The sequence below is a fragment of the Streptomyces sp. NPDC001544 genome (genome assembly GCF_042894285.1).
Classification (GTDB): Bacteria; Actinomycetota; Actinomycetes; order Streptomycetales; family Streptomycetaceae; genus Streptomyces.
In genome coordinates, this window is sequence record NZ_JBIAVN010000020.1 from 110,904 (window position 1) to 134,728 (window position 23,825).

Here is a 23,825-nt window from a genome sequence, read left to right on the forward strand (position 1 = left end):
AGACTAAATGATCGGCTCGTGAAGTCCTTCGAGGTGGACGTGAGCCGGACTCTGTGGGTTCAGGCGGTTCGGTCGCGCAGTGCAAGGCGCCCTCACGGCTCGCTCAGCAGCTCGCTCGCCGCCTGGTGGACCTTCGTCAGGGCGTTCAAGAGGGATGCGCGTTCGGTCTCGGTGAGATCCGCGGTGACCTTCTCCTCGATCGACCGCCGTTCCGCCTCGACCGGTTTCTGCAGCGCACGCCCCGCGTCGGTGAGCAGAAGCCGGACGAGGCGGTTGTCCCGGTCGTCGCGGCCACGGGTGAGCAGCCCGGCTGCGGTCATCCGCTCGGCCATCTTGACGACGGTGGGAGTCGTGACGTTCAGCGCGGCGGCGACTTCGCCGGGCGTGCTGCCGTCCCGCTCCCACAGTACGGCGAGCAGGTGGTTCTGCCCGACGTGCAGCCCGTGGCGTCGCAGGCCGCGTCGGCCAGGGCCCGGAGCACCTTCGACGTCCTGCCGTGCAGGTCCCGCGCGCAACGCCGACACGTTCCGACGGCCTGAAACCGCCTGAGCCGACAGACGACCACGCCCTCTTCCGCTTCTGCCGACCGGTCCCTGCGGGCCGGTCAGCGCACCTCGATGAACGCCCCCGCCTCCCGCTCCGGTCGCGGCCTCGGCTCCTCGGCCGGATGCCCGACCGCGACCGCCCCCATCGGGTCCCAGTTCTCCGGCAGGTCCAGCACCTCGCGCACCACGTCCCGGCAGAACATCGTCGAGGACACCCAGGCCGAACCCAGCCGCTCCCCGGCGAGGGCGACCAGGAAGTTCTGCACGCCGGCCCCGGCGGCGACGACGAACATCTCCCGTTCGGCGCCGTCCCGTCGGGGGTCCCCGTAGGTGTGGGAGCCGTCCATGACGAGGCAGGGCACGACGAGGTAGGGGGCGCCCCGCAGCACGTCGCCGCGTCGCACCCGCTTGGCGATGGACTCCTCCGTCCTGCCGTCCCGTCGCAGGTCGGCGATCCAGGCATCCCGCATGGCGTCCAGCAGCCGGGTGCGCGTGGACTGCGACTCCAGCAGCACGAACCGCCACGGCGTCGTGTGGTGGGGCGCCGGTGCCGTCACGGCCGCCGCGACCGCCCTGCGTACAGCGCCGGGATCGACCGGCTCGTCCGTGAAGGCCCGTACCGTACGCCGCTGGGTCACCGCTTCCCGGACCGCCTCGGAGGTGCCCAGCCGGAACATGTCGTCACGCGCGACGCGCACCATGGCACGCGCCCCTTCGCCGTGGTCGTCGGCCACGGTGTGCGGCAGTCCGCGCACCACGGCGACGGGCAGCCCGGCGGCCTTGCCCTTGACCAGATCACCGGCGGCGGCCAGCTCGTCCGCCGTGGCGACGACGGTGGCGGAGAGCGGATTGCCGTACGCGTCCGTGCCCCCGCGCAGGTCGTCCAGCACGCGCACGCCCGCGGCGCCGATCGCGACGTCCGTGAGGCCCGCGCGCCACGGCCGCCCGAAGGTGTCGGTCACGATCACCCCGACGTTCACGCCGAGCGCGTCCCGCAGCCCGTCCCTGAGGGCCCGCGCGGACGCGTCCGGGTCCTCGGGCAGCAGGAGCACCGTGCCGGACGGTGTGTTGGAGGCGTCGACCCCGGCGGCCGCCATGACCAGGCCCTGCCGGTTCTCGACGATCCGCAGCGCACCGCGCCGCGCCACCACGCGTACGGTCTCGGCGTCGATCGCGGCCTCCCGGTCGGCGGCCTCGACGACCCGGCCCTCCGCCTTCGACACGATCTTCGAGGTGACGAGCAGCACGTCCCCGTCGGCCAGCCCGGGCCCGGCGCCGGCGATCAGCTTCGCGAGATCGTCGCCGGGCCGGACCTCGGGCAGGCCGGGGACGGCCCAGACGCGGTAACCGCCCGCAGACGCGTCGCTCATGCCTGCCGCACCTCCTCCGCCAGCGTCAGCGCCTCACCGGCCATCCGCGCGGCGGCGTCGACGTCGGTCATCATCAGCGGCACGGCCCGGCAGCGGATGCCGGCGGCCTCGACCCGCTCGACCGTGCCCGCGTCCACCGTGTCCACCAGCCAGCCGTCCAGCAGCCCCGAGCCGTAGTGCTCGGCCACCGCCGCGGCCGTGGACTCGACGCCGACCGCCGCGAGCACCTTGTCGGCCATCCCGCGCACGGGCGCGTCCCCGACGATGGGGGACAGGCCCACCACCGGCACCCCGGCGTCGGCGATCGCCTCCCTGACGCCGGGCACGGCGAGGATCGTGCCGATGGAGACGACCGGGTTGGACGGCGGGAAGAGGACGACGTCCGCGGCCGCGATGGCCTCCAGCACCCCGGGTGCCGGCTTGGACTGCTCGGCGCCCACCGGCACGACCGCCTGCGCCGGGACCGACGCCCGCAGCCGCACCCAGTACTCCTGGAAATGGACCGCCTTGCGCTCGCCGTCCACCTCGACCGCCACGTGCGTCTCCACACGGTCGTCGGTCATCGGGATCAGCCGCACCCCCGGCTTCCAGCGGTCGCACAGCGCCTCGGTGACCGCGCTGAGCGGATACCCGGCGCCCAGCATCTGCGTCCGCACTATGTGCGTGGCGAAGTCCCGGTCGCCGAGCCCGAACCACTCGGGCCCGACCCCGTACGCCGCGAGCTCCTCCTTGAGGTGGAACGTCTCGTCCGTCCGCCCCCAGCCCTGCTCCTCGTTGATGCCGCCGCCGAGCGTGTACATCACCGTGTCGAGGTCCGGGCAGACCTTCAGCCCGAAGAGGTGGATGTCGTCGCCGGTGTTGCCGATGACCGTGACGTCCGCGTCCGGCACGGCCCGCTTCAGACCGCGCAGGAACCGGGCACCGCCGATGCCGCCTGCCAGAACCACAATGCGCATGGGAGAAGTCTCGCAGGCGGGTACGACATCGTGTCAGGCAGTCACCGGACGCGGCTCGGTCCGTGCCTCGCAGTGCGGGGACGCGTGCATCGGCATCTCCGTCAGGCCCGGGTAGTACACGTGCAGGCTGACCGCCGGCTCCAGCGCGTCGTTGACGACCTCGTGCGCGTACCCCGGCGCGAAGACCCGCTGGCTGCCCTCGGCCAGCGCGCGCGTACCCCGTTCGGTCCGCTCGGTCAGCGTGCCTTCCAGGACGGTCAGCACACCGGAGGAGCGGCCGTGGTCGTGCAGGCCGGTGCCCTGGCCCGGCACCCAGGACAGCAGCCACACCTCGTAGCCCGGACCGGTGCGCAGCCGGTGGTACCAGCGGCTCGTCGCGTCGTACTCGACGAGGTGCGCCCACTGGGAGCGGTCGGCGGCGATGTCGCGGGCCAGGCCGACGAACTCGGCGACGGTGGCCGGGTGCTCGCGCGGTGCCTGGAGCAGGTGCGGGACTTCGAGGATGTCGCCGGCGATCTGGAGGTCGTTGTCGCTGTTCATGGGGTTGCGGTGGTCCTCAACGGAAGAGTGGGGCCAGGGAGGGGCAACGCGGCCGAGTCGCGGGACGGACTCGGCGACAGCCGGAGCGGTGGAAAAGGCTCAACAGCTGTGACAGCGACAACAGCGCGCGCGGGCAGCCCCGTGGGACCCGGCGGGCCGGGTCGTGACGAGTGCCAAGTGCGCGAGCATGCCCATAAGGACACCGGTTCACACCATGCCTGTCAACTCGACGCCCGGTATGTGGGACATGTTTCACCGCATCCGGTTCATTCCTTAGATGAAAGGTTTGCTCATCGGGTTGGCGGGACACATGGCGTCCATCCGGGCGCACGAGCCTCGTCGGAACGCGATCGAACTCCTGGGCCTCCTTCTTCGTACAGGTCTGTGTGCGGGGTCGGAAGCCCTCCCGGGCCCCTTCTGCGCGTCAAGGTTTATGGCGATTTGAACACTTTCCGCTTGACCTTGGTTCCGCAGAGTGAATAACGGGCCCAATAGCAGATCTCGGCTTGACTCCCCCGGAGCGGCACACTTGTAATTTCACTCGTGTCGTTCAGCCGGACCGCTAACGGCCACGACCACGGGGACGTGAAGACAGACGAGGGGCGCACATGACCGAGCTGGTGCAGCAACTGCTGGTCGACGACGCGGACGAGGAACTCGGCTGGCAGGAGCGCGCGCTGTGCGCCCAGACCGACCCCGAGTCCTTCTTCCCCGAGAAGGGCGGCTCCACCAGAGAGGCCAAGAAGGTCTGCCTCGCCTGCGAGGTGCGCTCCGAGTGCCTCGAGTACGCCCTCGCCAACGACGAGAGATTCGGTATCTGGGGCGGCCTGTCCGAGCGCGAGCGGCGCCGGCTGAAGAAGGCCGCGGTCTGACCCCGGCCCGTCCGGACCGGGTCCGACGGCAGGGGTGTGGTCGGCACACACGTGGCCGGCATGGGTGCATAAGGCGGCAAACGGTGCGAACGGCCCGTCGCGCGTGGGTTGTCCACAGGCGGCGGGCCGCCCTCTTGCCCAGCCGATAGTGTGGTCGCTCGTCCGAGACGCCTCGCCGCCCCCGCAGGGCGCGGGCGTCCACCGCAGTCCACCGAACCGGGGCCCGTACCTCGATGTCCGCGCACAGCCACCAGGCAGCCCATCAAGACGCCGCTGCGCCTGAGTTCCCGCGTCATGTCGTCACCGCGGTGCTCGTCTCCCACGACGGCGCCCGCTGGCTGCCCGACGTGCTCGCCGGGCTGCTCGGCCAGGAGCGGCCCGTGCAAAGCGCCGTCGCCGCCGACACCGGCAGCGCGGACGCGTCCGCCGAGCTGGTCACCGAGGCCCTCGGCGCCGACCGCGTGCTGCACCTCGCCCGGCGCACCGGTTTCGGCCAGGCCGTGGAGGAGGCGACCCGCTCCGCGCCCGTCCTCACCCCGGACGATCTGCCGTACCTCAAGCGTCCCAGCGGCTGGGACCCGGTCACCCGCAGCTGGCGCGACGACGCCTACGACCTGCCGGAACTCCCGCACGGCGAGCCCGTCCAGTGGCTCTGGCTGCTGCACGACGACTGCGCCCCCGAACCCGACGCCCTCGCCCAGCTGCTGCGCGTGGTGGACAACGAACTGGAGCTGGGCCGCGAGGACGTGGCCGTCGTCGGCCCCAAGCTGCGCGGCTGGTACGACCGCCGCCAACTGCTCGAGGTCGGCGTCAGCATCGCCAACTCCGGCCGCCGCTGGACCGGCCTGGACCGCCGGGAACAGGACCAGGGACAGCACGACCACGTCAGGTCCGTGCTGTCGGTGTCCACGGCCGGCATGCTGATCCGGCGCGACGTGTTCGAGCAGCTCGGCGGCTTCGACAAGCGGCTGCCCCTGATGCGCGACGACGTGGACCTGTGCTGGCGGGCGCACGCGGCCGGCCACCGCGTCCTCATCGCCCCGGAAGCCGTCGTACGGCACGCGGAGGCCGCCTCCCGGGAGCGCCGCACCGTCGACTGCCTGGGCCGCACCGCGGCCTCCCCGCACAAGGTCGACAAGGCCGGCGCCGTCTACACCCTGCTCGTCAACACCCGCACCGCGGCGCTGCCCTGGGTGCTGCTGCGACTCGTGCTCGGCACGCTCCTGAGAACCGTCGCCTACCTCGTCGGCAAGGTCCCCGGACAGGCCGTCGACGAGATCCGCGGCCTGCTCGGCACCCTGCTGCGGCCCGAGCGCATCATCGCCGGACGGCGCAGGCGCGGCCGCCCGCAGGTGGACAAGGGCGAACTGCGGCCCCTGTTCCCGCCGCCCGGAGCGACGGTGCGGGCCACCGTCGAACAGGTCGCGGGCAACCTCTTCGGCGGCTCCGACCCGGAGGTGTCCTCCGCCGGACGGCACGGCGGCGCCGTGGAGTCCGGACCCGGCGGCGACGACGCCGACTTCCTGGAGATCGAGCAGTTCGCCCGCCTCAAACGCATCGCCCGCAAGCCCGGCCCGGTGCTCTTCCTGGTGCTGCTGCTCGTCTCGTTCGCCGCCTGCCGCAACCTGCTCGGCGGCGGCGCGCTCGCGGGCGGCGCCCTGCTGCCCGCCCCCGCCGGAGCCGGTGAACTGTGGTCGCGGTACCTGGACGCCTGGCACCCCGTCGGCGCCGGCGGCACCCCGTCCGCGCCGCCCTACCTCGCCGTCGTGGCGATGCTGGCCGGCACGCTCCTCGGCTCGACCGGCCTCGCCGTCACCGTCCTGATGGTCTTCTCGGTGCCGCTCGCCGGGTTCACCGCGTACTTCGCCTCCCGCCCGCTCGTCACCTCCCGGCTGCTGCGCGCGTGGGCGGCCGTCGTCTACGCCTTCCTGCCCGCCGCCACCGGCGCCCTCGCCGGCGGCCGCATCGGCACCGCCGTCCTCGCCGTGCTGCTGCCGCTCATCGCCCGCGCGGGCATCGCCGCGAGCGGTCTGGCCAACTCCTCGGGAGCACGCGGCAGTTGGCGTGCCACCTGGGCGTACGCGCTGCTGCTGACCATCACCACCGCGTTCACACCGATCGTGTGGCCCATCGCGCTGGTCCTCGGCCTCGGTGTGCTGGCCGTGCGCCGCGGCGAGATCGTCGCCTACGGGCTGCGCTTCCTCGCCCAGCTCGGCACCCCGCTGCTGGTCCTCGCACCCTGGTCGCTGACCCTGCTGCCCTTCGGCTTCTTCCAGGAGGCGGGACTGGAGTACGGCTCCTCGGCCGCCTCCGCCCTCGACCTGCTCGGCGCCAGCCCGGGCGGCCCCGGCACGGTGCACGGGCTGATGCTCATCGGCGTCGTCCTGGCCGCGCTGGCCGCGCTGCTGCGCTCCGAGCGCCAAGCGGGAATCCGGACGGCCTGGGCGGCCGCCCTGGTGGGCCTCGTCTTCGCGGTCCTGTCCAACAGGTCCGCCTGGGCGGGCCCCGCCACGCTCGTCTACGGCCTGGCCCTCCTCGCCGCAGCCGTGCTCGGTGCCGACGGGGCACGCGCGCGTGTGGCCGAGCAGAGCTTCGGCTGGCGCCAGCCGGTCGCCGCGCTGATCGCCTTCGTCTCGGCCGCCGGGCCGCTGCTCGTCGCGGCCGGCTGGGTGATCGGCGGCGCCGACGGCCCCGTGGAGCGGCGCGATCCCGTCCAGGTGCCCGCGTTCGTCGCCGAGGACAGCAGCACCCGCGACCAGGCCCGCACCCTGGTCCTCGACAGCGACTCCACCGCCCAGGTGCGCTACTCCCTCGTGCGTGGCTCCGGCGCGCGCATGGGCGACGCCGAACTCGCCGCCGCCGACGGCGAGAACGGCGAGCTCGACAAGGTCGTCGCCAACCTCGTCGCCGGCTCCGGCGCCGACCAGGCCGCCCAGCTCGGCAAGTTCGCCGTCCGCTACGTCCTGGTGCACAGGGGCGCGCCCCACGAGGTCAGCCGCGTACTGGACGCCACACCCGGCCTGACCCGGCTCAGCCAGCAGGGCGGCAGCGCCCTGTGGCGCATCGACCAGGAAGTCTCCCGCGCCGCCATCGTGTCCGCCTCCGGCTCCGGCACCCCGCAGCCCGTCGCCGCGGGCCCCGTCGAGATCCACACCACGATCCCGTCCGGTTCCGACGGCCGCGTCCTGCGCCTGGCCGACTCCACCGCCGAGGGATGGACGGCCAGCCTGGACGGCAAACCCCTCACCCGGACCACGGTCGACGGCTGGGCGCAGGGCTTCGAACTCCCCTCCACCGGCGGGAAGCTGGACGTCACCTACGACACCCCGATCGGCCACACCGCCTGGCTGTGGGCCCAGGGCGCACTCGCCGTCGTCCTGGTCGTCCTCGCGCTGCCCGGCCGCCGCCGCGACGTCGACGACGACCTGCCCGAGGAGGAGCCCGTCCCCGCCGAGGCCCCCGCGGGCGAGGGACGCCGGGCCCGTCGGCTGCGCGCCCAGGCAGAGGCCGAGGCGACCGGCGCGGAAGACCCGGAGGCCATCCCTCCGGCGCCCGAGGAGCCGGTCGCGGTACCCCACCAGCAGACCTATGACGAGTGGGAACCCACCGCCTACGCGGGCGCCGAGTACGGCACTTACGGCGCCGACCACTACCAGGGCGCCGCGCAGTACCCGGGCGCGTACGACCAGCAGGCGTACCAGGCCGACCCGTACCAGAACGGCCAGTACGACCCCTACGCGTACGGCGGTACGGGCGGCGCCGGCGGTCAGGAGCACTACGACCCGACATACCAGCAGGGCTACGACCCGGCGTACGACCCCGACGCGGCGTACGACCCGACGCAGCACCACCCCCACGGCACCGGCAGCGAGCGCCCCGACGGGAGCCAGCAGTGAACCGCACCACCCTGTCCCTGATCGCCGGCACGGCAGCGCTCGCCGCCATAACCGGGTTCGCCGTGGTCAGCACACCGGACGCGTCCGGTGCCGGTACCGCCACGGCGGCGGCCCGGCTGCCCGTGGAGCGCACCAGCCTGCTGTGCCCGGCGCCGAGCATCTCCGACGTCGCCGACACGTCGTACACGTCGTTCACCCCGGTCACCAAGGGCGCTTCGAGCGGCGGCAAGGCCCAACTGCAGGCGGCCACCGAGCAGTCGGCGGACGACACGGGCGGTTCGACGTCCGGTAAGGGCGGCAAGAACGAGAAGAACAAGAACGAGAAGGGCAAGAACGAGCAGAAGCCCGTCAAGCCCGTCCTGACACCCAAGGATCCCGGCACGCCGGTCACCGGTGACACCTCGGGGGCGGACGCGCCCGCGCTGGTCGGCACGGCCGACGGGAAGTTCGCGCCCGGCTGGACCGTCCAGGAGACCACCGAGGTGGCCGCGGGCACCGGGCGCGGGCTGCAGGGCATCAACTGCTCCGCTCCGGACACGGAGTTCTGGTTCCCGGGGGCCAGCACCGCCGCCGACCGCACCGACTACGTGCACCTCACCAACCCCGACGACAGTGCCGCCGTCGTCGACATAGCGCTCTTCGGCAAGGACGGCGCCCTCAAGTCCACGGTGGCGGACGGCATCACCGTCCAGCCGCACGCCAGTGAGCCGATCCTGCTGTCCACGCTCACCGGCGAGAAGCAGGACGACCTGACCGTCCATGTCAGCGTGCGCAGCGGACGGGTCGGGGCGGCCGTGCAGGCCCTGGACGACAAACTGGGCGGCGACTGGCTGACCGCCTCCACCGACCCGGCGGACCGCCTGGTCCTGCCCGGCATCCCCAAGGACGCCACGTCCGTCCGCCTGATCGCCTTCACCCCCGGCGACGCCGACGCGGACCTGAAGGTGCGGCTCGCCTCCTCCGACGGTCTGATCACCCCCGCCGGGAACGAGACGCTGCACGTGAAGTCGGGCATCACGACGGCGGTCGACCTCGGCGACATCACCCGGGGCCAGGCCGGTTCCCTCGTGCTCACCCCCACCGACCAGTCCGTGCCGGTGGTCGCCGCACTGCGGGTCGTGAGCGGCAAGGGATCCAGGCAGGAAACCGCCTTCATCCCCGCCCCCCGCCCCGTCGGCGCACGCGCGACCTCCGCCGACAACAGCGGCAAGGGCAGCACCCTCTCCCTGACGGCCCCCACGGCCACCGCCCAGGTCAAGGTCACCGCCTCGGCGGGCAGCGAGGGCGGCACGGCGGTCTCCAAGACGTACACGATCAAGTCGGGCACCACCCAGGACATCACCGCGCCCGTCCCGAGCGGCCTCAAGGGCACCTACGCGCTGACCGTGGAACGGATCTCCGGCGGACCCGTCTACGGCGCCCGCACCCTCACGGCCACCGAGGACGGCGTCCCCGGCCTCACCGTCCAGACACTTCCGGACGACCGGGGCATGGTGTCGGTACCCAAGGCCGACCAGGACCTGGCGGTACTGCAGAAGTAGGGGCGCGCGGGGGCTCGGTCAAGGGGCGGGCCCCGCTCAGTCCTCCCCGTATCGCGGATCGACCGTCTCGGGAGTCAACCCGAGCAACTCCGCCACCTGCTCCACCACGATCTCGTGCACCAGCGCGGCCCGTTCGTCCCGCCCCTTGGTGCGGATCTCGACGGGCCGCCGGTAGACGACGACCCGCGCCCGCCGCCCGTCCCGCGCGGGAACGATCCCGCCCAGCGGCACCGCTTCGTCGCTCCAGCCCTCACCGGGCCGCCCGTCCAGCCGCGGCACCTCGAGCACCATGAAGTCGATCTCCGCCAGTTGGGGCCATCGCCGCTCGAGGCGCTCCACGGAGTCCTGCACAAGGTCCGCGAAGACATCGGCACGGCTGGCCGCCAGCGGAACTTGCGGCGGCGCGATCGGCCCGCGCATGCCCCGCCCGTGGCGATCACGGCGACGAGGCCCGGGGCCGGCGGCACGGGGCGGTACACGGTTGTCCATCACTGGTGAAGGGTAGTCCCCGCGCCGTCCGCCCGCCCGGCCCCACGCGCCGACCGGTGCCCTGCCCGGTCACCGCCCGGTTCCCTGTCGGGTCCCTTGTCCGGTCCCTTGTCCGGTCATGGTCTGCGCCCTGTCGGCAGATGACCATTCCAGCCAAGGTTGGGCTCGTTTCCGTATCTCTACAAGACCGTCGAACTCAAGGCAATTGACGGTGTTTGTACCGAGTCATGACCGCCCGCAGGACGGTGCGGGATCTCGGACAGTGCCGTCCGCGCAGGTCAGGAGGACGTCATCGAAAAGCCGGATGTGGCGTTTCACACTACGACACGGTGGAGTGAGCCCATGGAGAGTCGTCGCGGCCCGCTCAAGAGTGCGGTACCGTCCAACGTCGTGAGCCCTGTACGTCGCTGTTCGCGCACCGCCTGCGGCCGACCCGCCGTCGCGACGCTGACGTACGTCTACGCCGACTCGACCGCAGTCCTCGGCCCGCTCGCCACCTACGCCGAACCCCACTGCTACGACCTGTGCGCCGAGCACTCCGAGCGCCTCACCGCCCCGCGCGGCTGGGAGGTCGTACGCCTCCTCGACGGCTCCGCGCCGGCCCGGCCCACGGGAGACGACCTGGAGGCGCTCGCCAACGCCGTGCGCGAGGCGGCCCGCCCCCAGGAACGGGCGGCCCAGGCAGGCGGCGGGGTCCGCGCCGCGGACCCGATGGAGGTCGCCCGCCGCGGCCATCTGCGCGTCCTGCGCTCCCCGGACAACTGACGCCGCTCACCCCTCTGTCCCTGACGGTGTGCGGCCGGCCCGGTATCCTGCGCGGGCCTGCCTCCCGGGCGGGTAGTTTGGGCCCATCCACAGGACATTGAGGAAGGTTGGGCCGTGGCTGCTGATCTGTCGCAGATCGTGAAGGCGTACGACGTACGCGGTGTGGTCCCGGAGCAGTGGGACGAGTCGCTGGCCGAGCTCTTCGGTATCGCCTTCGCCCGGGTGACCGGCGCGGACGCGATCGTCGTGGGCCACGACATGCGCCCGTCCTCGCCCGGGCTGTCCCGCGCCTTCGCGCGGGGGGCCGCGGCACACGGCGTCGACGTCACCGAGATCGGGCTGTGCTCGACGGACCAGCTCTACTACGCCTCGGGCGCGCTGGACCTGCCGGGCGCGATGTTCACGGCCTCGCACAACCCCGCCCAGTACAACGGCATCAAGATGTGCCGCGCGGGCGCCGCCCCGATCGGCCAGGACACCGGCCTCGCCGAGATCCGCGAGCTGGCCGAGCGGTGGCTGGAATCCGGCGCCCCCGAGCCGGTCGCGACGCCGGGAGCCGTCACCTCGCGCGACACGCTGGAGGACTACGCGGCGCACCTGCGCTCCCTCGTCGACCTGTCCTCCATCCGCCCCCTGAAGGTCGTCGTCGACGCGGGCAACGGCATGGGCGGGCACACGGTCCCCACCGTGTTCACCGGCCTTCCCCTCACCCTCGTCCCGATGTACTTCGAACTCGACGGGACCTTCCCCAACCACGAGGCGAACCCGCTCGACCCCGCCAACCTGGTGGACCTGCAGAAGCGGGTGCGCGAAGAGGGCGCCGACATCGGCATCGCCTTCGACGGGGACGCCGACCGCTGTTTCGTGATCGACGAGCAGGGCGACCCCGTGTCCCCGTCGGCGATCACCGCCCTGGTGGCCGCGCGGGAGCTCGCCCGGAACGGCGGCAAGGGCTCGGTCATCCACAACCTGATCACGTCCTGGTCGGTCGCCGAAGTGGTGCGGGAGAACGGCGGCACACCGGTCCGCACCCGTGTCGGCCACTCCTTCATCAAGGCCGAGATGGCCGACAAGGGAGCCATCTTCGGCGGCGAGCACTCCGCCCACTACTACTTCAAGGACTTCTGGAACGCCGACACCGGCATGCTGGCGGCCCTGCACGTCCTCGCGGCCCTCGGCGGCCAGGAGGGCCCCCTGTCCGCCCTCGTCTCCCAGTACGACCGCTACGTCGGCTCCGGCGAGATCAACTCCACCGTCGCGGACCAGAAGGCCCGCCTCGCCGCCGTCCGCGCCGCGTACGAGGGCCGCGACGACCTGACCCTGGACGAGCTCGACGGCCTCACCGTCGCCTCCACCGACTGGTGGTTCAACGTCCGCCCCTCCAACACGGAGCCGCTCCTCCGCCTGAACGCGGAGGCACGTGACGAGGCGATGATGTCCAAGGTCCGGGACGAGGTGCTCGCCATCATCCGGGGCTGACGACTCGGGCTGCGGCCGGCCGCGGCTACGACTGACGGCTGACGGCTGACGGCTACGGGTCGCGGCTGACGGCTGCGGCCGAAGGGCTCCGTCGGCTTCCGGCCACTGCGGCGCGGCCGGTGCCTCCGCCCGTAGCCGACAAGCCCGGGCGGTAGCCGACCGCTCCGGCCGCAGTCGACCGCTCCGACCGCAGTCGACAACTCGCCTTTCAGCCGACCGAGTCGTGCGGCTCCCGGGCATGGGCCCGAGAGCCGCCGCCCCGCCCCCACCGGCGGTACGCTGACCAGGCACATCCGCACAAGCACCATCCGCCCCGAAGGGAACCCCCATGCCGCTCGAAGCCGGCCTCCTGGAGATCCTCGCCTGCCCGGCCTGCCACGCCCCCCTCAAGGAGCAGGACGCCGAGCTGATCTGCACCGGTCAGGACTGCGGCCTCGCGTACCCCGTCCGCGACGGCATCCCGGTCCTCCTCGTCGACGAGGCCCGCCGCCCCGCGTGATTCCGCGGTGTCCCCGCCCCTGAACAGGACCCCGTGACCGGAGGCTGCCGCCCATGCTCGACGAATCGCTGCTCGACTCCCCGGCGGGACTCGCCGACGCCGACCGCAGGGGCCTGCTGCGCGGCGCCGCGGAGGCCGGCGCCCGGGTCCGCACCGCCGCCCGGCACTCCACCGAGGCGGGCATCCGCGACCTCAAGCCGGACGGGCGGCCCAGGTCCGTCCTGATCGCCGGTCCGGGTGCCGCCCCCACCCACGCCTCCGACCTCCTCGGCACGCTCGCCGGCCCCGGCAGCCCGGTCATCCGCCTGGCCCCGACCGGCGTCGCCCCGGCGGCCGGCGCACTGCGCTGGGAACTCCCCGGCTGGGCGGGTTCCGTGGACCTGCTGCTGATCGCCACCCCGGACGGCACCGAACCGAGTTTGTCCCTGCTCGCCGAACAGGCCTACCGCCGCGGCTGCACGGTCGTCGCCGTCGCGCCCGCCCGCACTCCGCTCGCCGAGGCAGTCGCCGGCGCCCACGGGCTGTTCGTACCGATGGCGACGGCCCCCTACGACCAGGGCGAGCCGCTCGCCGCGTCCTCCCCGGGCGTTCTGTGGGCGCTGCTCACCCCGCTGCTCGCGCTGCTGGACCGCATCGGACTGCTCACCGCCCCGCCCGACGCCCTGGAGAAGATCGCCGACCGCCTCGACCAGGTCGCCGAACGCTGCGGACCGGCCATCGCGACGTACAGCAACCCGGCGAAAACCCTGGCCGCCGAACTCGCCGACGCACTCCCCGTGATCTGGACCGAGGGCACCTCGGCAGGACCCGCGGGCCGTCGCTTCGCCGCCGCGCTCGCCGAACTGTCCGGCCGCCCGGCCCTGGTCGCCGAACTCCCCGAGGCCCTCGCCGCGCACAACGCCCTGCTGGCCGGGCCCCTCGCCGCCAGCGCCGACCCGGACGACTTCTTCCGGGACCGGGTGGAGGAGCCGCCCGCGCTGCACGCGCGCGTGGTGCTGCTCCGCGACCGCCCGATCGGTGGCCTCACCGCCGCGCCCGCCGCCCGTGACCTGGCCCTCAGCCACGACACGCCGATCAGCGAGCTGGAGCCGGAGGAGGGTGCCGAACTGGAGACGCTCGCGGAACTGATCGCCGTCACGGATTTCGCCGCCGTTTACCTGGCGCTCGCTTCGGGCGCCTGACCTTGCTCCAACGGGCCGCCTGACCCGCGCCCGGCACCAGCACCGGCACCGGCCGCGCACATACGGAGACAGAGAACAGACATGGACCGCCTCGAGAACACCATCCGCCCCTACGCCTGGGGTTCCCCCACGGCCATCCCCGAGTTGCTCGGGGTCGAGCCGACCGGTGAGCCGCAGGCCGAATTGTGGATGGGCGCCCACCCGGGCGCACCCTCGCGCACCGCGCGCGGCACGCTCGTCGACGTCATCGAGGCGGACCCGAAGGGGGAACTGGGCGACGAGGCCGTGGCGAAGTTCGGCCCCCGCCTGCCCTTCCTCCTGAAGATCCTCGCCGCGGGCGCCCCCCTCTCCCTCCAGGTGCACCCCGACCTGGAACAGGCGAAGGAGGGGTTCGCGGACGAGGAGCGCCGCGGCGTCCCGATCGACGCCCCGCACCGCAACTACAAGGACGCCAACCACAAGCCCGAACTGATCTGCGCGCTCACCGAGTTCGACGGCCTCTGCGGTTTCCGTGACCCGGTGGCGGCCGCCGGCCTGCTCGACGGGCTCGGGGTGGACGCGCTCAAGCCCTACGTCGACCTGCTGCACGCCCAGCCGGAGGACGCGGCCCTGCGCGAGGTCCTCACCGCCGTCCTGACGGCCGACCCCGAGGAGATGTCCCGCACGGTCGCCGCCGCCACCGCCGCCTGCTCCCGCCTCGGCGGCGCCTACGAGCCCTACGCCGGACTCGCCCACCACTACCCGGGCGACCCCGGCGTCATCGCCGCCATGCTGCTCAACCACGTACGCCTGCAGCCCGGCGAGGCCCTCTTCCTCGGCGCCGGCATTCCGCACGCCTACCTCAGCGGCCTCGGCGTCGAGATCATGGCCAACTCCGACAACGTCCTGCGCTGCGGCCTGACCCCCAAGCACGTCGACGTGCCGGAACTGCTGCGCGTCGTCCGCTTCGAGGCGGGCGACCCCGGCGTGCTGCGCCCCGAGGCGTCCCCGGACGGCGAGGAGGTCTACGAGACGCCGATCGACGAGTTCCGGCTGTCCCGGTACGTCCTCCCGGCGGGCGGTGCCGCCCATGACCTCGCCCTGGCGACCCCGCAGATCCTGCTGTGCACGGCCGGTTCGGTACGGGTGGGGGAGTACGAGCTGGCCCCCGGCGAGTCCGTCTTCGTGCCGGCGGGTGAGAAGGCCGAGGCGTCCGGGGCGGGCACCGTCTTTCGCGCCACGGTGATTGTCTGACCGCACCTGTGGATACCTGAGGCGTCGGTGCCGCACGGGGCTGCAAGAATGACCCACCGGCAAAGGACGGGCAAAGGCGACGGGCGCCAGGCCTGAACGGTGTACGTACCGACGTGCGTACCGAGGCGAAGGGACAACGCGGACACATGAGCGCGTCAGGCGGCACCAGGGCGATCGTGGCGGCACTCGGCGCCAACCTAGCGATCGCGGTATCGAAGTTCGTGGCATTCGCGTTCAGCGGCTCGTCGTCGATGCTCGCCGAGGGCGTCCACTCGCTCGCCGACTCCGGCAACCAGTTCCTGCTGCTGATCGGCGGCAAGAAGGCCGAACGCGAGGCGACCCCGCAGCATCCCTTCGGCTTCGGCCGCGAGCGCTACATCTACGCCTTCCTCGTCTCGATCGTCCTCTTCACGGTCGGCGGCATGTTCGCCATCTACGAGGGTTACGAGAAGATCAGGCACCCGCACGAGATCGAGCACTGGTACTGGCCGGTGGGCGTCCTGGTCTTCGCGACCCTCGCCGAGGGCTTCTCCTTCCGCACGGCCATCAAGGAGTCGAACGAACTGCGCGGCAAGCTCTCCTGGGCGCAGTTCATCCGCCGTGCCAAGGCGCCGGAGCTGCCGGTCGTGCTGCTGGAGGACTTCGGCGCGCTGATCGGTCTTGTCCTCGCACTCGGCGGCGTCGGCCTCGCCCTGCTCACCGGCGACGGCGTCTGGGACGGCATCGGCACCGTCTGCATCGGTGTGCTGCTCGTCCTCATCGCCCTCGTCCTGGCCGCCGAGACCAAGTCGCTGCTGCTCGGCGAGGCCGCGGGCATCGAGGAGGTCAAGAAGATCGAGGAGGCGATCGTCGACGGTGACACGGTCACCGGCGTCATCCACATGCGCACGCTCCACCTCGGCCCCGAGGAACTGCTCATCGCCGCCAAGATCGCTGTGCAGCACGACGACACCGCCGCCCAGGTCGCCAAGGCCATCAACGCCGCAGAGGCCCGCATCCGCGCCGCCGTCCCCATAGCCCGCGTCATCTACCTCGAGCCCGACATCTACAGCGAGGCCGAGGCGGCCAAGGGCCCCGACCCGGAGGCGACCCCCGGCGGCCCCAACCCGCACGCCGTCGGACACTGATCCGGCTCCGTACGTCCGAGGGGCCCGCACAGCCGGCGTGCGGGCCCGCGCGCCGAGCGCGCGGGCCGTTCGGTCACTCGATCTCGCCCAGCACGCCGAGCACCGCGCTCTCGGTCTCGGCCGCGGCCAGCCGCTCGCGGAAGCCGGCGTCCATCAGCTTCCGTGACAGCAGCGCCAGAATCCGCAGATGCTCGTCACCGGCGGCAGCCTCCGGTACGGCGATCATGAAGACCAGCCTGGCCTTCGTACCGTCCAACGAGCCCCACTCGACGCCTTCCGCCGACCGCGCGAAACCGACGACCGGCGCGGTCACCGCGTCCGTCTTCGCGTGCGGGATGGCGATCTCCTCGCCGAGCCCGGTCGTCCCCTGCTCCTCGCGCCGCAACGCGGTCGCCACGAGCTCGTCCACGTCGGCGACCCTGCCACTGCGCGCCAGCAGTGCTGCCATCTCGCGGATGGCGTCCTCCTTGCCGACCGCTTCGAGCCGGACCTTGACGGTCCGTTCGGTGAGGTGTCCGGAGAGGGCGGTGGTGGGAACGGTTTCGGTCGCCGTGGGCGTGGCGGCCGTGGGCGTCACGACCGTGGCTTGGGTGGCTTCGGTGGTTCCGATGGCTCCGGTGGTTTCAGCGGTGGACGCGCGTTCGGCGGGTGCGGCGGGACCGGTCTGCTCAGGGACCACGGTTCCGGCAGCCCCGGCCGCGGCCCCTGCCCCGGCCAACGCGGGCTCCGTCCCGGCAGCGGTCCCGGTGGCGGCCACGGCCGCGGGCCGCCTGCGCGCGCCCAGGTCGACCAGCGTGACGGTCGTCAGCGCGGTGACCACCGTGCCGATCGCCACGGCCACGAAGAACATGGGCACGCCGCTCACCGCGCCCAGCACCGCCACGATCGGCCCACCGTGCGGCACCGCGTCCTTCACCCCGGCCAACCCGGCGACGGCACCGGCCACCGCGCCGCCCAGCATGTTGGCCGGGATGACCTGTGCCGGCCGAGCCGCGGCGAACGGGATGGCGCCCTCGGAGATGCCGAAGCAACCCATGAACAGCGCGGCAAGGCCCGTCTCCCGCTCCTGATCGGTGTACAGCCGCCTGCGGATCAGCGTGGCCAGCCCCTGCCCCAGCGGCATGACCGGAATCGCGGCCGCGCACATGCCCATGACGGTCTGGTTGCCGGTGGCGATGAGTCCCGCGCCGAACAGGAACGCGGTCTTGTTCACCGGCCCGCCCATGTCGAACGCGATCATCAGGCCCAGGATCGCGCCGAGCAGGACCGCGCTGGTGCCCGTCATCCCGCTGAGCCAGCTGGTCAGATGCTCGAACACCCAGGCGATCGGCTTGCCGATCACGTAGATGAAGAACAGCCCCAGCGCCGTCGTCGCCACGATCGGTATGACGATGATCGGCATGATCGGCTGGACGAACTTCGGGACGTCGACCTTCTTGATCCACTGCACCAGATACCCGGCGAGGAACCCGGTGACGATCGCCCCGATGAAGCCCGCACCCGCCTTGGAGTCGTACAACGCTCCCGTGTTGGCTATCCAGCCACCGATCATGCCCGGCACCAGCGCGGGCCGGTCGCCGATCGCGTACGCGATGTAGCCGGACAGGACCGGGATCATGAGCTGGAACCCGATGCCGCCGATCGCGTTGACGTGCGCCCAGAAGGTGCCCTCCGGGATCACATAGCCCTTGGCCGTCGCATCACCGCCGAGCGCGAGCGACACCGCGATCAGCAGACCGCCGACGACCACGAACGGGATCATGTACGAGACGCCGTTCATCAGCGCCTTGTACACCGCACTCCGCTCCTTGCCGCCGCCCTCGCGCGCCGATGCCGACGGAGCGGAATGCGTGCCGGCCGTGTACACCGGGGCGGTCCGCACCCGCTCGATCAGCTGCTCGGGGTGGTGGATCCCTTCCGCGACCCCGACGGTGAGGACCCGCTTGCCGGCGAAACGGCTCAGGTCCACATCCTTGTCAGCGGCGACGATGATGCCGTCAGCGGCTCTGACATCGTTGTCATCGAGTACGTTCTCCGCCCCGATGGACCCTTGCGTCTCCACCTTCATGTCGATGCCACGGCTCTCGGCGGCCTGCGCGAGCTTCTCCGCCGCCATGTACGTGTGCGCGATGCCGGTAGGGCACGCGGTCACCGCGAGTAGCTTCAACCGCTGCGGCGCACCATCGCCGCTGCCCGTGGGGGGAGGGCCGGCCGGACTGGTCACGTGTGTCTCCTCACTTTCCTCGCACGGACCGCCGTCCCGGACGCCCCGCACGTCGACCGGGCCTTCCCGATCTCCCGGCATCCTGCCCCACACCCGCAGGCTGAAAAAGCCTGCGGCGACCGCGACCTCACCGTCCTCCCCCCATCCCCCTCACAGCATGTGATCGACGTGCTCTCTTCGGATGCGGACTGGGGACAGCGGGGGCGTCCGGTGTAGCTTGGGACGGAGCCAGACGTCGCTGCTGATGGCGGTCGGGCGGTCCTCCGCGGACCGACCGAGGGAGAGAGGGCCTCCGACGGACTGCGCTGCGCGCACGTGGGCATGCCTGTGTCCTCCTTCTCGGGCACCCGTGTGTCCGCCGCCGCGCAGACCAGCCCTATCCACCTCGCCCCAACCCGAGGAGCAGCTCGCAATGACGACTGTCGACAACCGACAGGACTTCAAGGTCGCCGACCTCTCGCTCGCCGAGTTCGGCCGCAAGGAGATCACCCTCGCCGAGCACGAGATGCCGGGCCTGATGGCGATCCGCAAGGAGTACGCCGAGGCGCAGCCCCTCGCCGGCGCCCGGATCACCGGCTCCCTGCACATGACCGTCCAGACGGCCGTGCTCATCGAGACCCTGGTCGCGCTCGGCGCCCGGGTCCGCTGGGCCTCCTGCAACATCTTCTCCACCCAGGACCATGCCGCCGCCGCCATCGCCGTCGGCCCGAACGGCACGCCCGACAACCCGCAGGGCGTCCCCGTCTTCGCCTGGAAGGGCGAGACCCTCGACGAGTACTGGTGGTGCACGGAGCAGGCACTGACCTGGCCGGACAGCCCCACCGGCGGCCCGAACATGATCCTGGACGACGGCGGCGACGCCACCCTCCTCGTCCACAAGGGCGTCGAGTACGAGAAGGACGGCAAGGTCCCCTCGGTCGACACCGCCGAGTCGGACGAACACCGCGTCATCCTCGAACTCCTGCACCGCACGATCACCAACGGCTCGCAGAAGTGGACCCAGCTCGCATCCGAGATCCGGGGTGTGACGGAGGAGACCACGACGGGTGTGCACCGGCTGTACGAGATGCAGCGCGACGGTGTGCTGCTGTTCCCGGCGATCAACGTGAACGACGCCGTCACCAAGTCGAAGTTCGACAACAAGTACGGCTGCCGGCACTCGCTGGTGGACGGCATCAACCGGGCCACGGACGTGCTGATCGGCGGCAAGACGGCGGTCGTGTGCGGCTACGGCGACGTCGGCAAGGGCTGTGCGGAGTCGCTGCGCGGGCAGGGTGCCCGGGTGATCGTCACGGAGATCGACCCGATCTGCGCGCTGCAGGCGGCGATGGACGGCTACCAGGTCACGACCCTGGACGAGGTCGTCGACAAGGCCGACATCTTCATCACCACCACCGGCAACAAGGACATCATCATGGCCGACGACATGGCCAGGATGAAGCACCAGGCGATCGTGGGGAACATCGGCCACTTCGACAACGAGATCGACATGGCCGGCCTGGCGAAGATCCCCGGCATCGTCAAGGACGAGGTCAAGCCGCAGGTCCACACCTGGACCTTCCCCGACGGCAAGGTGATCATCGTGCTGTCCGAGGGCCGTCTGCTGAACCTGGGCAACGCCACCGGTCACCCGTCGTTCGTGATGTCCAACTCCTTCGCGGACCAGACCCTGGCCCAGATCGAGCTGTTCACCAAGCAGGCCGAGTACCCGATCGGCGTCTACACGCTGCCCAAGCACCTCGACGAGAAGGTCGCCCGCCTCCACCTGGACGCACTCGGCGTCAAGCTCACCAAGCTGCGCCCGGAGCAGGCCGCCTACATCGGCGTCGAGGTCGACGGCCCGTTCAAGCCGGACCACTACCGCTACTGAGTCGCCGCTGCGTCGCCGAACTCCGAGGCAGGCCCCCGCACCCCCGTGCCGGGGGCCTGCCCCTTTGGCCGGACCGGCGACCAGGGCCGGACCGGCAGCCCGTCAAGACCCAGGACCCCCATGCCCCGCGGCCGTTATTCGCTCCACGATCCGCACGATCACACCCCCTTCGCAGAAGAACACTTCCAGTGCGCCCTCGGCCCCTCCGGCTGGCGCTACGTCTCCCGGCTGACCACGCCCTCGGGCGAGCACAGCGGCTCCGTCGACCTCGCCCTGGACGAACTCGGCCGCCCCGTCCGGCTTGAACTCCACGCCGGGAACTGGCAGGTGCGCGGCGCCGCCCTCGACGGCGTCACCTGGGTCCGTACCGACCCCACCGGCGCCCATGCCACCGAAGGCAATGTGCGCGCCCACGCCTTCACCGGCACGTCCCCCGCCTTCCTCATCGCCACCGCCCGTCTCCTGCGCCTCACCCCTTCCTCCGCCGCGACCCGCGTACGTCTCGTGGCCTTCACGGAACCGGTCCTCGCCCCCCGCACCGTGGACCAGTCCTGGGCCCTGGTGGAAAGAGAAACACACGCCACTGACAACGGCCCCCTGACCGTGGACGAATACCAGGTCACCGCCCTGGACACGGGCGAACGGCATGCCGTGCACATCGCCGGCGACGTGGTCCTCGCCGCGCCCGGCGTCGAGCTGGAGGACCTCCAGTCACCACCGTCGGCCTTCGACTGAGCCAGGCCCGGCACCAACTACGCCGGCGGCACGAAACCGGTGGCCGGCTGCTCATGCCCGGCGGGCGGCTGAGGCGGCTGGGGCTGCTGGAACGGCGGCACGGGCGGCTGCGGGACTGGCTGCGCGTAACCGCCGGGCATCCCCGCCGAGGGAACGGGCGTCCCCCCGACGCCCGGCAGACCGCTTCCGGGCAGGCCGCTTCCGGCCGGACCGCCACCACCGCCACCGAAGGCCCGCCGGGCCTCGCGGGCCTGCCGCTCGTGCAGTACGCCGGCCAGATAGGCGGCGGGCGGTACGTCCTGCGGCACCGGAGCGCCGGTACGAGCCGTCAAGTCTGCCGCGAGCCGCTCCGCCATGGCCCAGCCGACCTGCGGATCAAGCTGCTGCATACGCGTCAGGTACTGACGGACGGCAAGCCACAGACCATCGGGCACCCCGGACAGGTCGAGCCCCGAGAAACGCCCCGCCAACCAGGGCGGCGGCGGAGGAACGAACTGACCCCGCCCCACCGGCAAGCGCTCCCGCACCACCAGGGTCCCGGCAAAGACGTCCCCGAGCCGCCGCCCGCGCTCCGACACCAGCGAGGCGATACAGGCGACGACACCGAACGTCATCAAAATCTCCACCACCCCGACGGCACCCCGCACCAGCGCGTGCCGGAACCGAATCGGCCCACCGTCGTCCCGCACGACCCGCAACCCGAACGCCAGCTTCCCCAGCGAACGCCCATGACTGAGCGTCTCCACCGCGATCGGCCCGCCCACCAGCACCAGCAGGAAGCAGGCGATCGACAGCGCGACCTGGGCCGCCTCGTCCAGAGACGACGTCGCCGCCACCAGCGCCACGGTCACGACCAGATAGACGACCAAGGCCACGACCAGATCGAGCAACACCGCCAGCGCCCTGCTGGGCAGCCTCGCGGGGCGCAATTCGAGCGCCACCGCCTCGCCCGTCACCAGCTCACTCACGCCCGCCGCCCTTCCTGGTCCGCCCGGAGAACGGCAAGTCTGCCAAGCTGAGGACACATCGCGCTGCGGTACGACAAGCTGACGGGACGAGGAGAGGAGCGGACAGACCCGATGGACCTCGACGTCTTCGTCGCCACCCACCGAGCCGAGTGGGACCGCCTCGACGCGCTGCTCCGCCGTCAGCGCCGCCTCACCGGTACGGAAGCCGACGAACTGGTCGCCCTCTACCAGCGCACCGCGACCCATCTCTCCCTGATCCAGTCCAGCGCCCCCGACCCCCGGCTCACCGGTCGGCTCAGCCAGCTCGTCGCACGCGCGCGCAGCGCCGTGACGGGCACACGCCGAGCCTCGTGGCGCGACGTCACAAGCTTCCTCGGACACGGATTCCCCGCGGCGGTCTACCGCTCGCGCCACTGGTGGGTGCCCACCGCTCTGCTCTCCACCGCGATCTCGGTTCTCCTGGGCTGGTGGATCGGTACCCATCCCGAGGTGCAGTCCTCCATCGTGGCCCCCAGCCAGTTGCGGGAGCTCACCCGCCCCGGTGGCGAGTACGAGACGTACTACTCCAGCCACCCCGCAGCGTCCTTCGCCGCCCAGGTGTGGACGAACAACGCCCAGGCCGCCGCGATGTGCCTGGTCCTCGGCGTCTTCCTGGGTCTCCCGGTGCTCTGGATCCTGTTCGAGAACATGCTCAACCTGGGAGTCGGCCTGGGGCTGATGTCCTCGGCCGGCAGGCTCGACACCTTCCTCGGTCTCGTCCTCCCCCACGGTCTGCTGGAACTCACCGCGGTCTTCGTCGCGGCCGGCACGGGACTGCGTCTCGGCTGGACCGTCGTCGACCCGGGCCCGCGCAGCCGCCGCACGGCCCTCGCGGAGGAGGGCCGTGCCGCCGTCGGCATGGCCATCGGCCTCGCTCTCGTCCTCTTCGTCTCCGGCGCCATCGAGGGATTCGTGACCCCGTCGGGGCTCCCCACCTGGGCGCGCATAGGAATAGGCGTCCTCGCCGAGCTGGCGTTCCTCACGTACGTCTACGTCCTCGGCGGCCGGGCGGTGCGCGCCGGCGACACGGGCGACATCGACACCGCCGAACGCAGCGCCAGCGTGCCGACTGCCGCGTGATGTGCGAGCGAGCCTCGTGAGCTGCTAGTCTCCTCTTCGCCCCGCGATAGCTGTTGACACGGCTGGAGTGGGGAGGTAGATTCAAACAGTTGCCTAGAACTGGACATCTCCGGAGACGGCAGCTAGAATCTATCTGCTTCCCGAGGAACTGGATTCCCGAGAAGCCTCTCCCGATAACTCAGAAATGAGCGGCTGGTCAGACCGGCCAAAAACTTCTGATAAAGTCGGAACCGCCGGAAAGGGAAACCGCGAGAGCGGGAAACCTGGAAAGCACCGAGGAAATCGGATCGAGAAAAGATCTGATAGAGTCGGAAACGCAAGACCGAAGGGAAGCCCGGAGGAAAGCCCGAGAGGGTGAGTACAAAGGAAGCGACCGTTCCTTGAGAACTCAACAGCGTGCCAAAAATCAACGCCAG

At 71.7% G+C, this 23,825-nt stretch carries 20 protein-coding genes; 12 read left to right on the plus strand and 8 right to left on the minus strand.

Going from position 1 to position 23,825, the window contains the following annotated elements; all coding sequences use genetic code 11:
• Nucleotides 1-92 precede the first annotated feature (92 nt).
• From ACFY0F_RS34385 to ACFY0F_RS34400, 4 genes are all read right to left on the minus strand, one after another.
• Nucleotides 93-515 carry a MarR family winged helix-turn-helix transcriptional regulator gene (locus ACFY0F_RS34385; RefSeq protein WP_388803348.1) on the minus strand — a complete coding sequence of 141 codons (423 nt, stop codon included), beginning with the start codon at nt 513-515 and terminating at the stop codon, nt 93-95.
• A gap of 89 nt (nt 516-604) precedes the next feature.
• On the minus strand, nt 605-1,915 hold the full coding sequence (locus tag ACFY0F_RS34390; RefSeq protein ID WP_388803351.1) for a coenzyme F420-0:L-glutamate ligase: 1,311 nt from the start codon (nt 1,913-1,915) through the stop codon (nt 605-607).
• Nucleotides 1,912-2,871 (minus strand): 2-phospho-L-lactate transferase, encoded by a 960-nt coding sequence (cofD, locus tag ACFY0F_RS34395; RefSeq protein WP_388803354.1) that lies wholly within the window; start codon nt 2,869-2,871, stop codon nt 1,912-1,914. The genes ACFY0F_RS34390 and cofD overlap by 4 nt, the downstream gene beginning before the upstream one ends.
• 33 nt (nt 2,872-2,904) lie before the next feature.
• The gene (locus tag ACFY0F_RS34400) at nt 2,905-3,411 is read right to left on the minus strand and encodes a cysteine dioxygenase (protein WP_388803357.1); all 507 of its coding nucleotides are present in this window, start codon (nt 3,409-3,411) and stop codon (nt 2,905-2,907) included.
• A gap of 608 nt (nt 3,412-4,019) precedes the next feature.
• On the opposite strand from ACFY0F_RS34400, the gene ACFY0F_RS34405 reads away from it, so the two are divergent.
• The 3 genes from ACFY0F_RS34405 (at nt 4,020) to ACFY0F_RS34415 (ending at nt 9,720) form a co-directional block, all read left to right on the plus strand.
• Nucleotides 4,020-4,283 (plus strand): WhiB family transcriptional regulator, encoded by a 264-nt coding sequence (locus ACFY0F_RS34405; protein WP_003975777.1) that lies wholly within the window; start codon nt 4,020-4,022, stop codon nt 4,281-4,283.
• Nucleotides 4,284-4,516: 233 nt separating this feature from the next.
• Entirely contained in the window at nt 4,517-8,179 is a 3,663-nt protein-coding gene (locus tag ACFY0F_RS34410) for a glycosyltransferase (protein WP_388803360.1), read from the plus strand.
• On the plus strand, nt 8,176-9,720 hold the full coding sequence (locus tag ACFY0F_RS34415; RefSeq protein WP_388803363.1) for a DUF5719 family protein: 1,545 nt from the start codon (nt 8,176-8,178) through the stop codon (nt 9,718-9,720). Before ACFY0F_RS34410 ends, ACFY0F_RS34415 begins: the two co-directional genes overlap by 4 nt.
• Before the next feature lie 36 nt (nt 9,721-9,756).
• Here ACFY0F_RS34415 and ACFY0F_RS34420 read toward each other — a convergent pair whose 3' ends face one another.
• A complete protein-coding gene (locus ACFY0F_RS34420) occupies nt 9,757-10,209 on the minus strand; it encodes a metallopeptidase family protein (RefSeq protein WP_388803418.1) in 453 nt (150 codons plus the stop codon).
• Between the two features lie 342 nt (nt 10,210-10,551).
• On the opposite strand from ACFY0F_RS34420, the gene ACFY0F_RS34425 reads away from it, so the two are divergent.
• The 6 genes from ACFY0F_RS34425 (at nt 10,552) to ACFY0F_RS34450 (ending at nt 16,493) form a co-directional block, all read left to right on the plus strand.
• The gene (locus tag ACFY0F_RS34425; RefSeq protein ID WP_388803365.1) at nt 10,552-10,974 is read left to right on the plus strand and encodes a DUF3499 domain-containing protein; all 423 of its coding nucleotides are present in this window, start codon (nt 10,552-10,554) and stop codon (nt 10,972-10,974) included.
• Between the two features lie 114 nt (nt 10,975-11,088).
• Nucleotides 11,089-12,453, plus strand: coding sequence for a phosphomannomutase/phosphoglucomutase (locus ACFY0F_RS34430; RefSeq protein WP_388803368.1), 1,365 nt, complete (start codon nt 11,089-11,091; stop codon nt 12,451-12,453).
• 328 nt (nt 12,454-12,781) lie between these two features.
• Entirely contained in the window at nt 12,782-12,952 is a 171-nt protein-coding gene (locus tag ACFY0F_RS34435; RefSeq protein WP_020940431.1) for a Trm112 family protein, read from the plus strand.
• 53 nt (nt 12,953-13,005) lie between these two features.
• A complete protein-coding gene (locus ACFY0F_RS34440; RefSeq protein WP_388803371.1) occupies nt 13,006-14,133 on the plus strand; it encodes an SIS domain-containing protein in 1,128 nt (375 codons plus the stop codon).
• A gap of 81 nt (nt 14,134-14,214) precedes the next feature.
• Nucleotides 14,215-15,366: a mannose-6-phosphate isomerase, class I gene (gene manA, locus ACFY0F_RS34445; protein ID WP_388803374.1), complete on the plus strand. Its 1,152-nt coding sequence runs from the start codon at nt 14,215-14,217 to the stop codon at nt 15,364-15,366.
• 146 nt (nt 15,367-15,512) lie between these two features.
• Entirely contained in the window at nt 15,513-16,493 is a 981-nt protein-coding gene (locus ACFY0F_RS34450) for a cation diffusion facilitator family transporter (RefSeq protein ID WP_388803377.1), read from the plus strand.
• A gap of 73 nt (nt 16,494-16,566) precedes the next feature.
• On the opposite strand, the gene ACFY0F_RS34455 is transcribed toward ACFY0F_RS34450, so the two are convergent.
• Nucleotides 16,567-18,717 (minus strand): fructose-specific PTS transporter subunit EIIC, encoded by a 2,151-nt coding sequence (locus ACFY0F_RS34455; RefSeq protein WP_388803380.1) that lies wholly within the window; start codon nt 18,715-18,717, stop codon nt 16,567-16,569.
• 412 nt (nt 18,718-19,129) lie between these two features.
• Here ACFY0F_RS34455 and ahcY point away from each other — a divergent pair, with 412 nt between their 5' ends.
• Complete coding sequence (gene ahcY, locus ACFY0F_RS34460) at nt 19,130-20,587, plus strand: adenosylhomocysteinase (protein ID WP_388803383.1); 1,458 nt, start codon at nt 19,130-19,132, stop codon at nt 20,585-20,587.
• 120 nt (nt 20,588-20,707) lie between these two features.
• Nucleotides 20,708-21,322, plus strand: coding sequence for a hypothetical protein (locus tag ACFY0F_RS34465; protein WP_388803385.1), 615 nt, complete (start codon nt 20,708-20,710; stop codon nt 21,320-21,322).
• A gap of 17 nt (nt 21,323-21,339) precedes the next feature.
• Here the strand turns inward: ACFY0F_RS34465 and ACFY0F_RS34470 are convergent, their stop codons facing one another.
• Nucleotides 21,340-22,290 (minus strand): RDD family protein, encoded by a 951-nt coding sequence (locus ACFY0F_RS34470; protein ID WP_388803388.1) that lies wholly within the window; start codon nt 22,288-22,290, stop codon nt 21,340-21,342.
• Nucleotides 22,291-22,401: 111 nt separating this feature from the next.
• On the opposite strand from ACFY0F_RS34470, the gene ACFY0F_RS34475 reads away from it, so the two are divergent.
• Entirely contained in the window at nt 22,402-23,409 is a 1,008-nt protein-coding gene (locus ACFY0F_RS34475) for a stage II sporulation protein M (protein WP_388803391.1), read from the plus strand.
• Nucleotides 23,410-23,531: 122 nt separating this feature from the next.
• Here ACFY0F_RS34475 and ACFY0F_RS34480 read toward each other — a convergent pair.
• Nucleotides 23,532-23,825 (minus strand): hypothetical protein (locus tag ACFY0F_RS34480; RefSeq protein ID WP_388803394.1); only part of this gene is annotated, 294 nt, incomplete at its 5' end.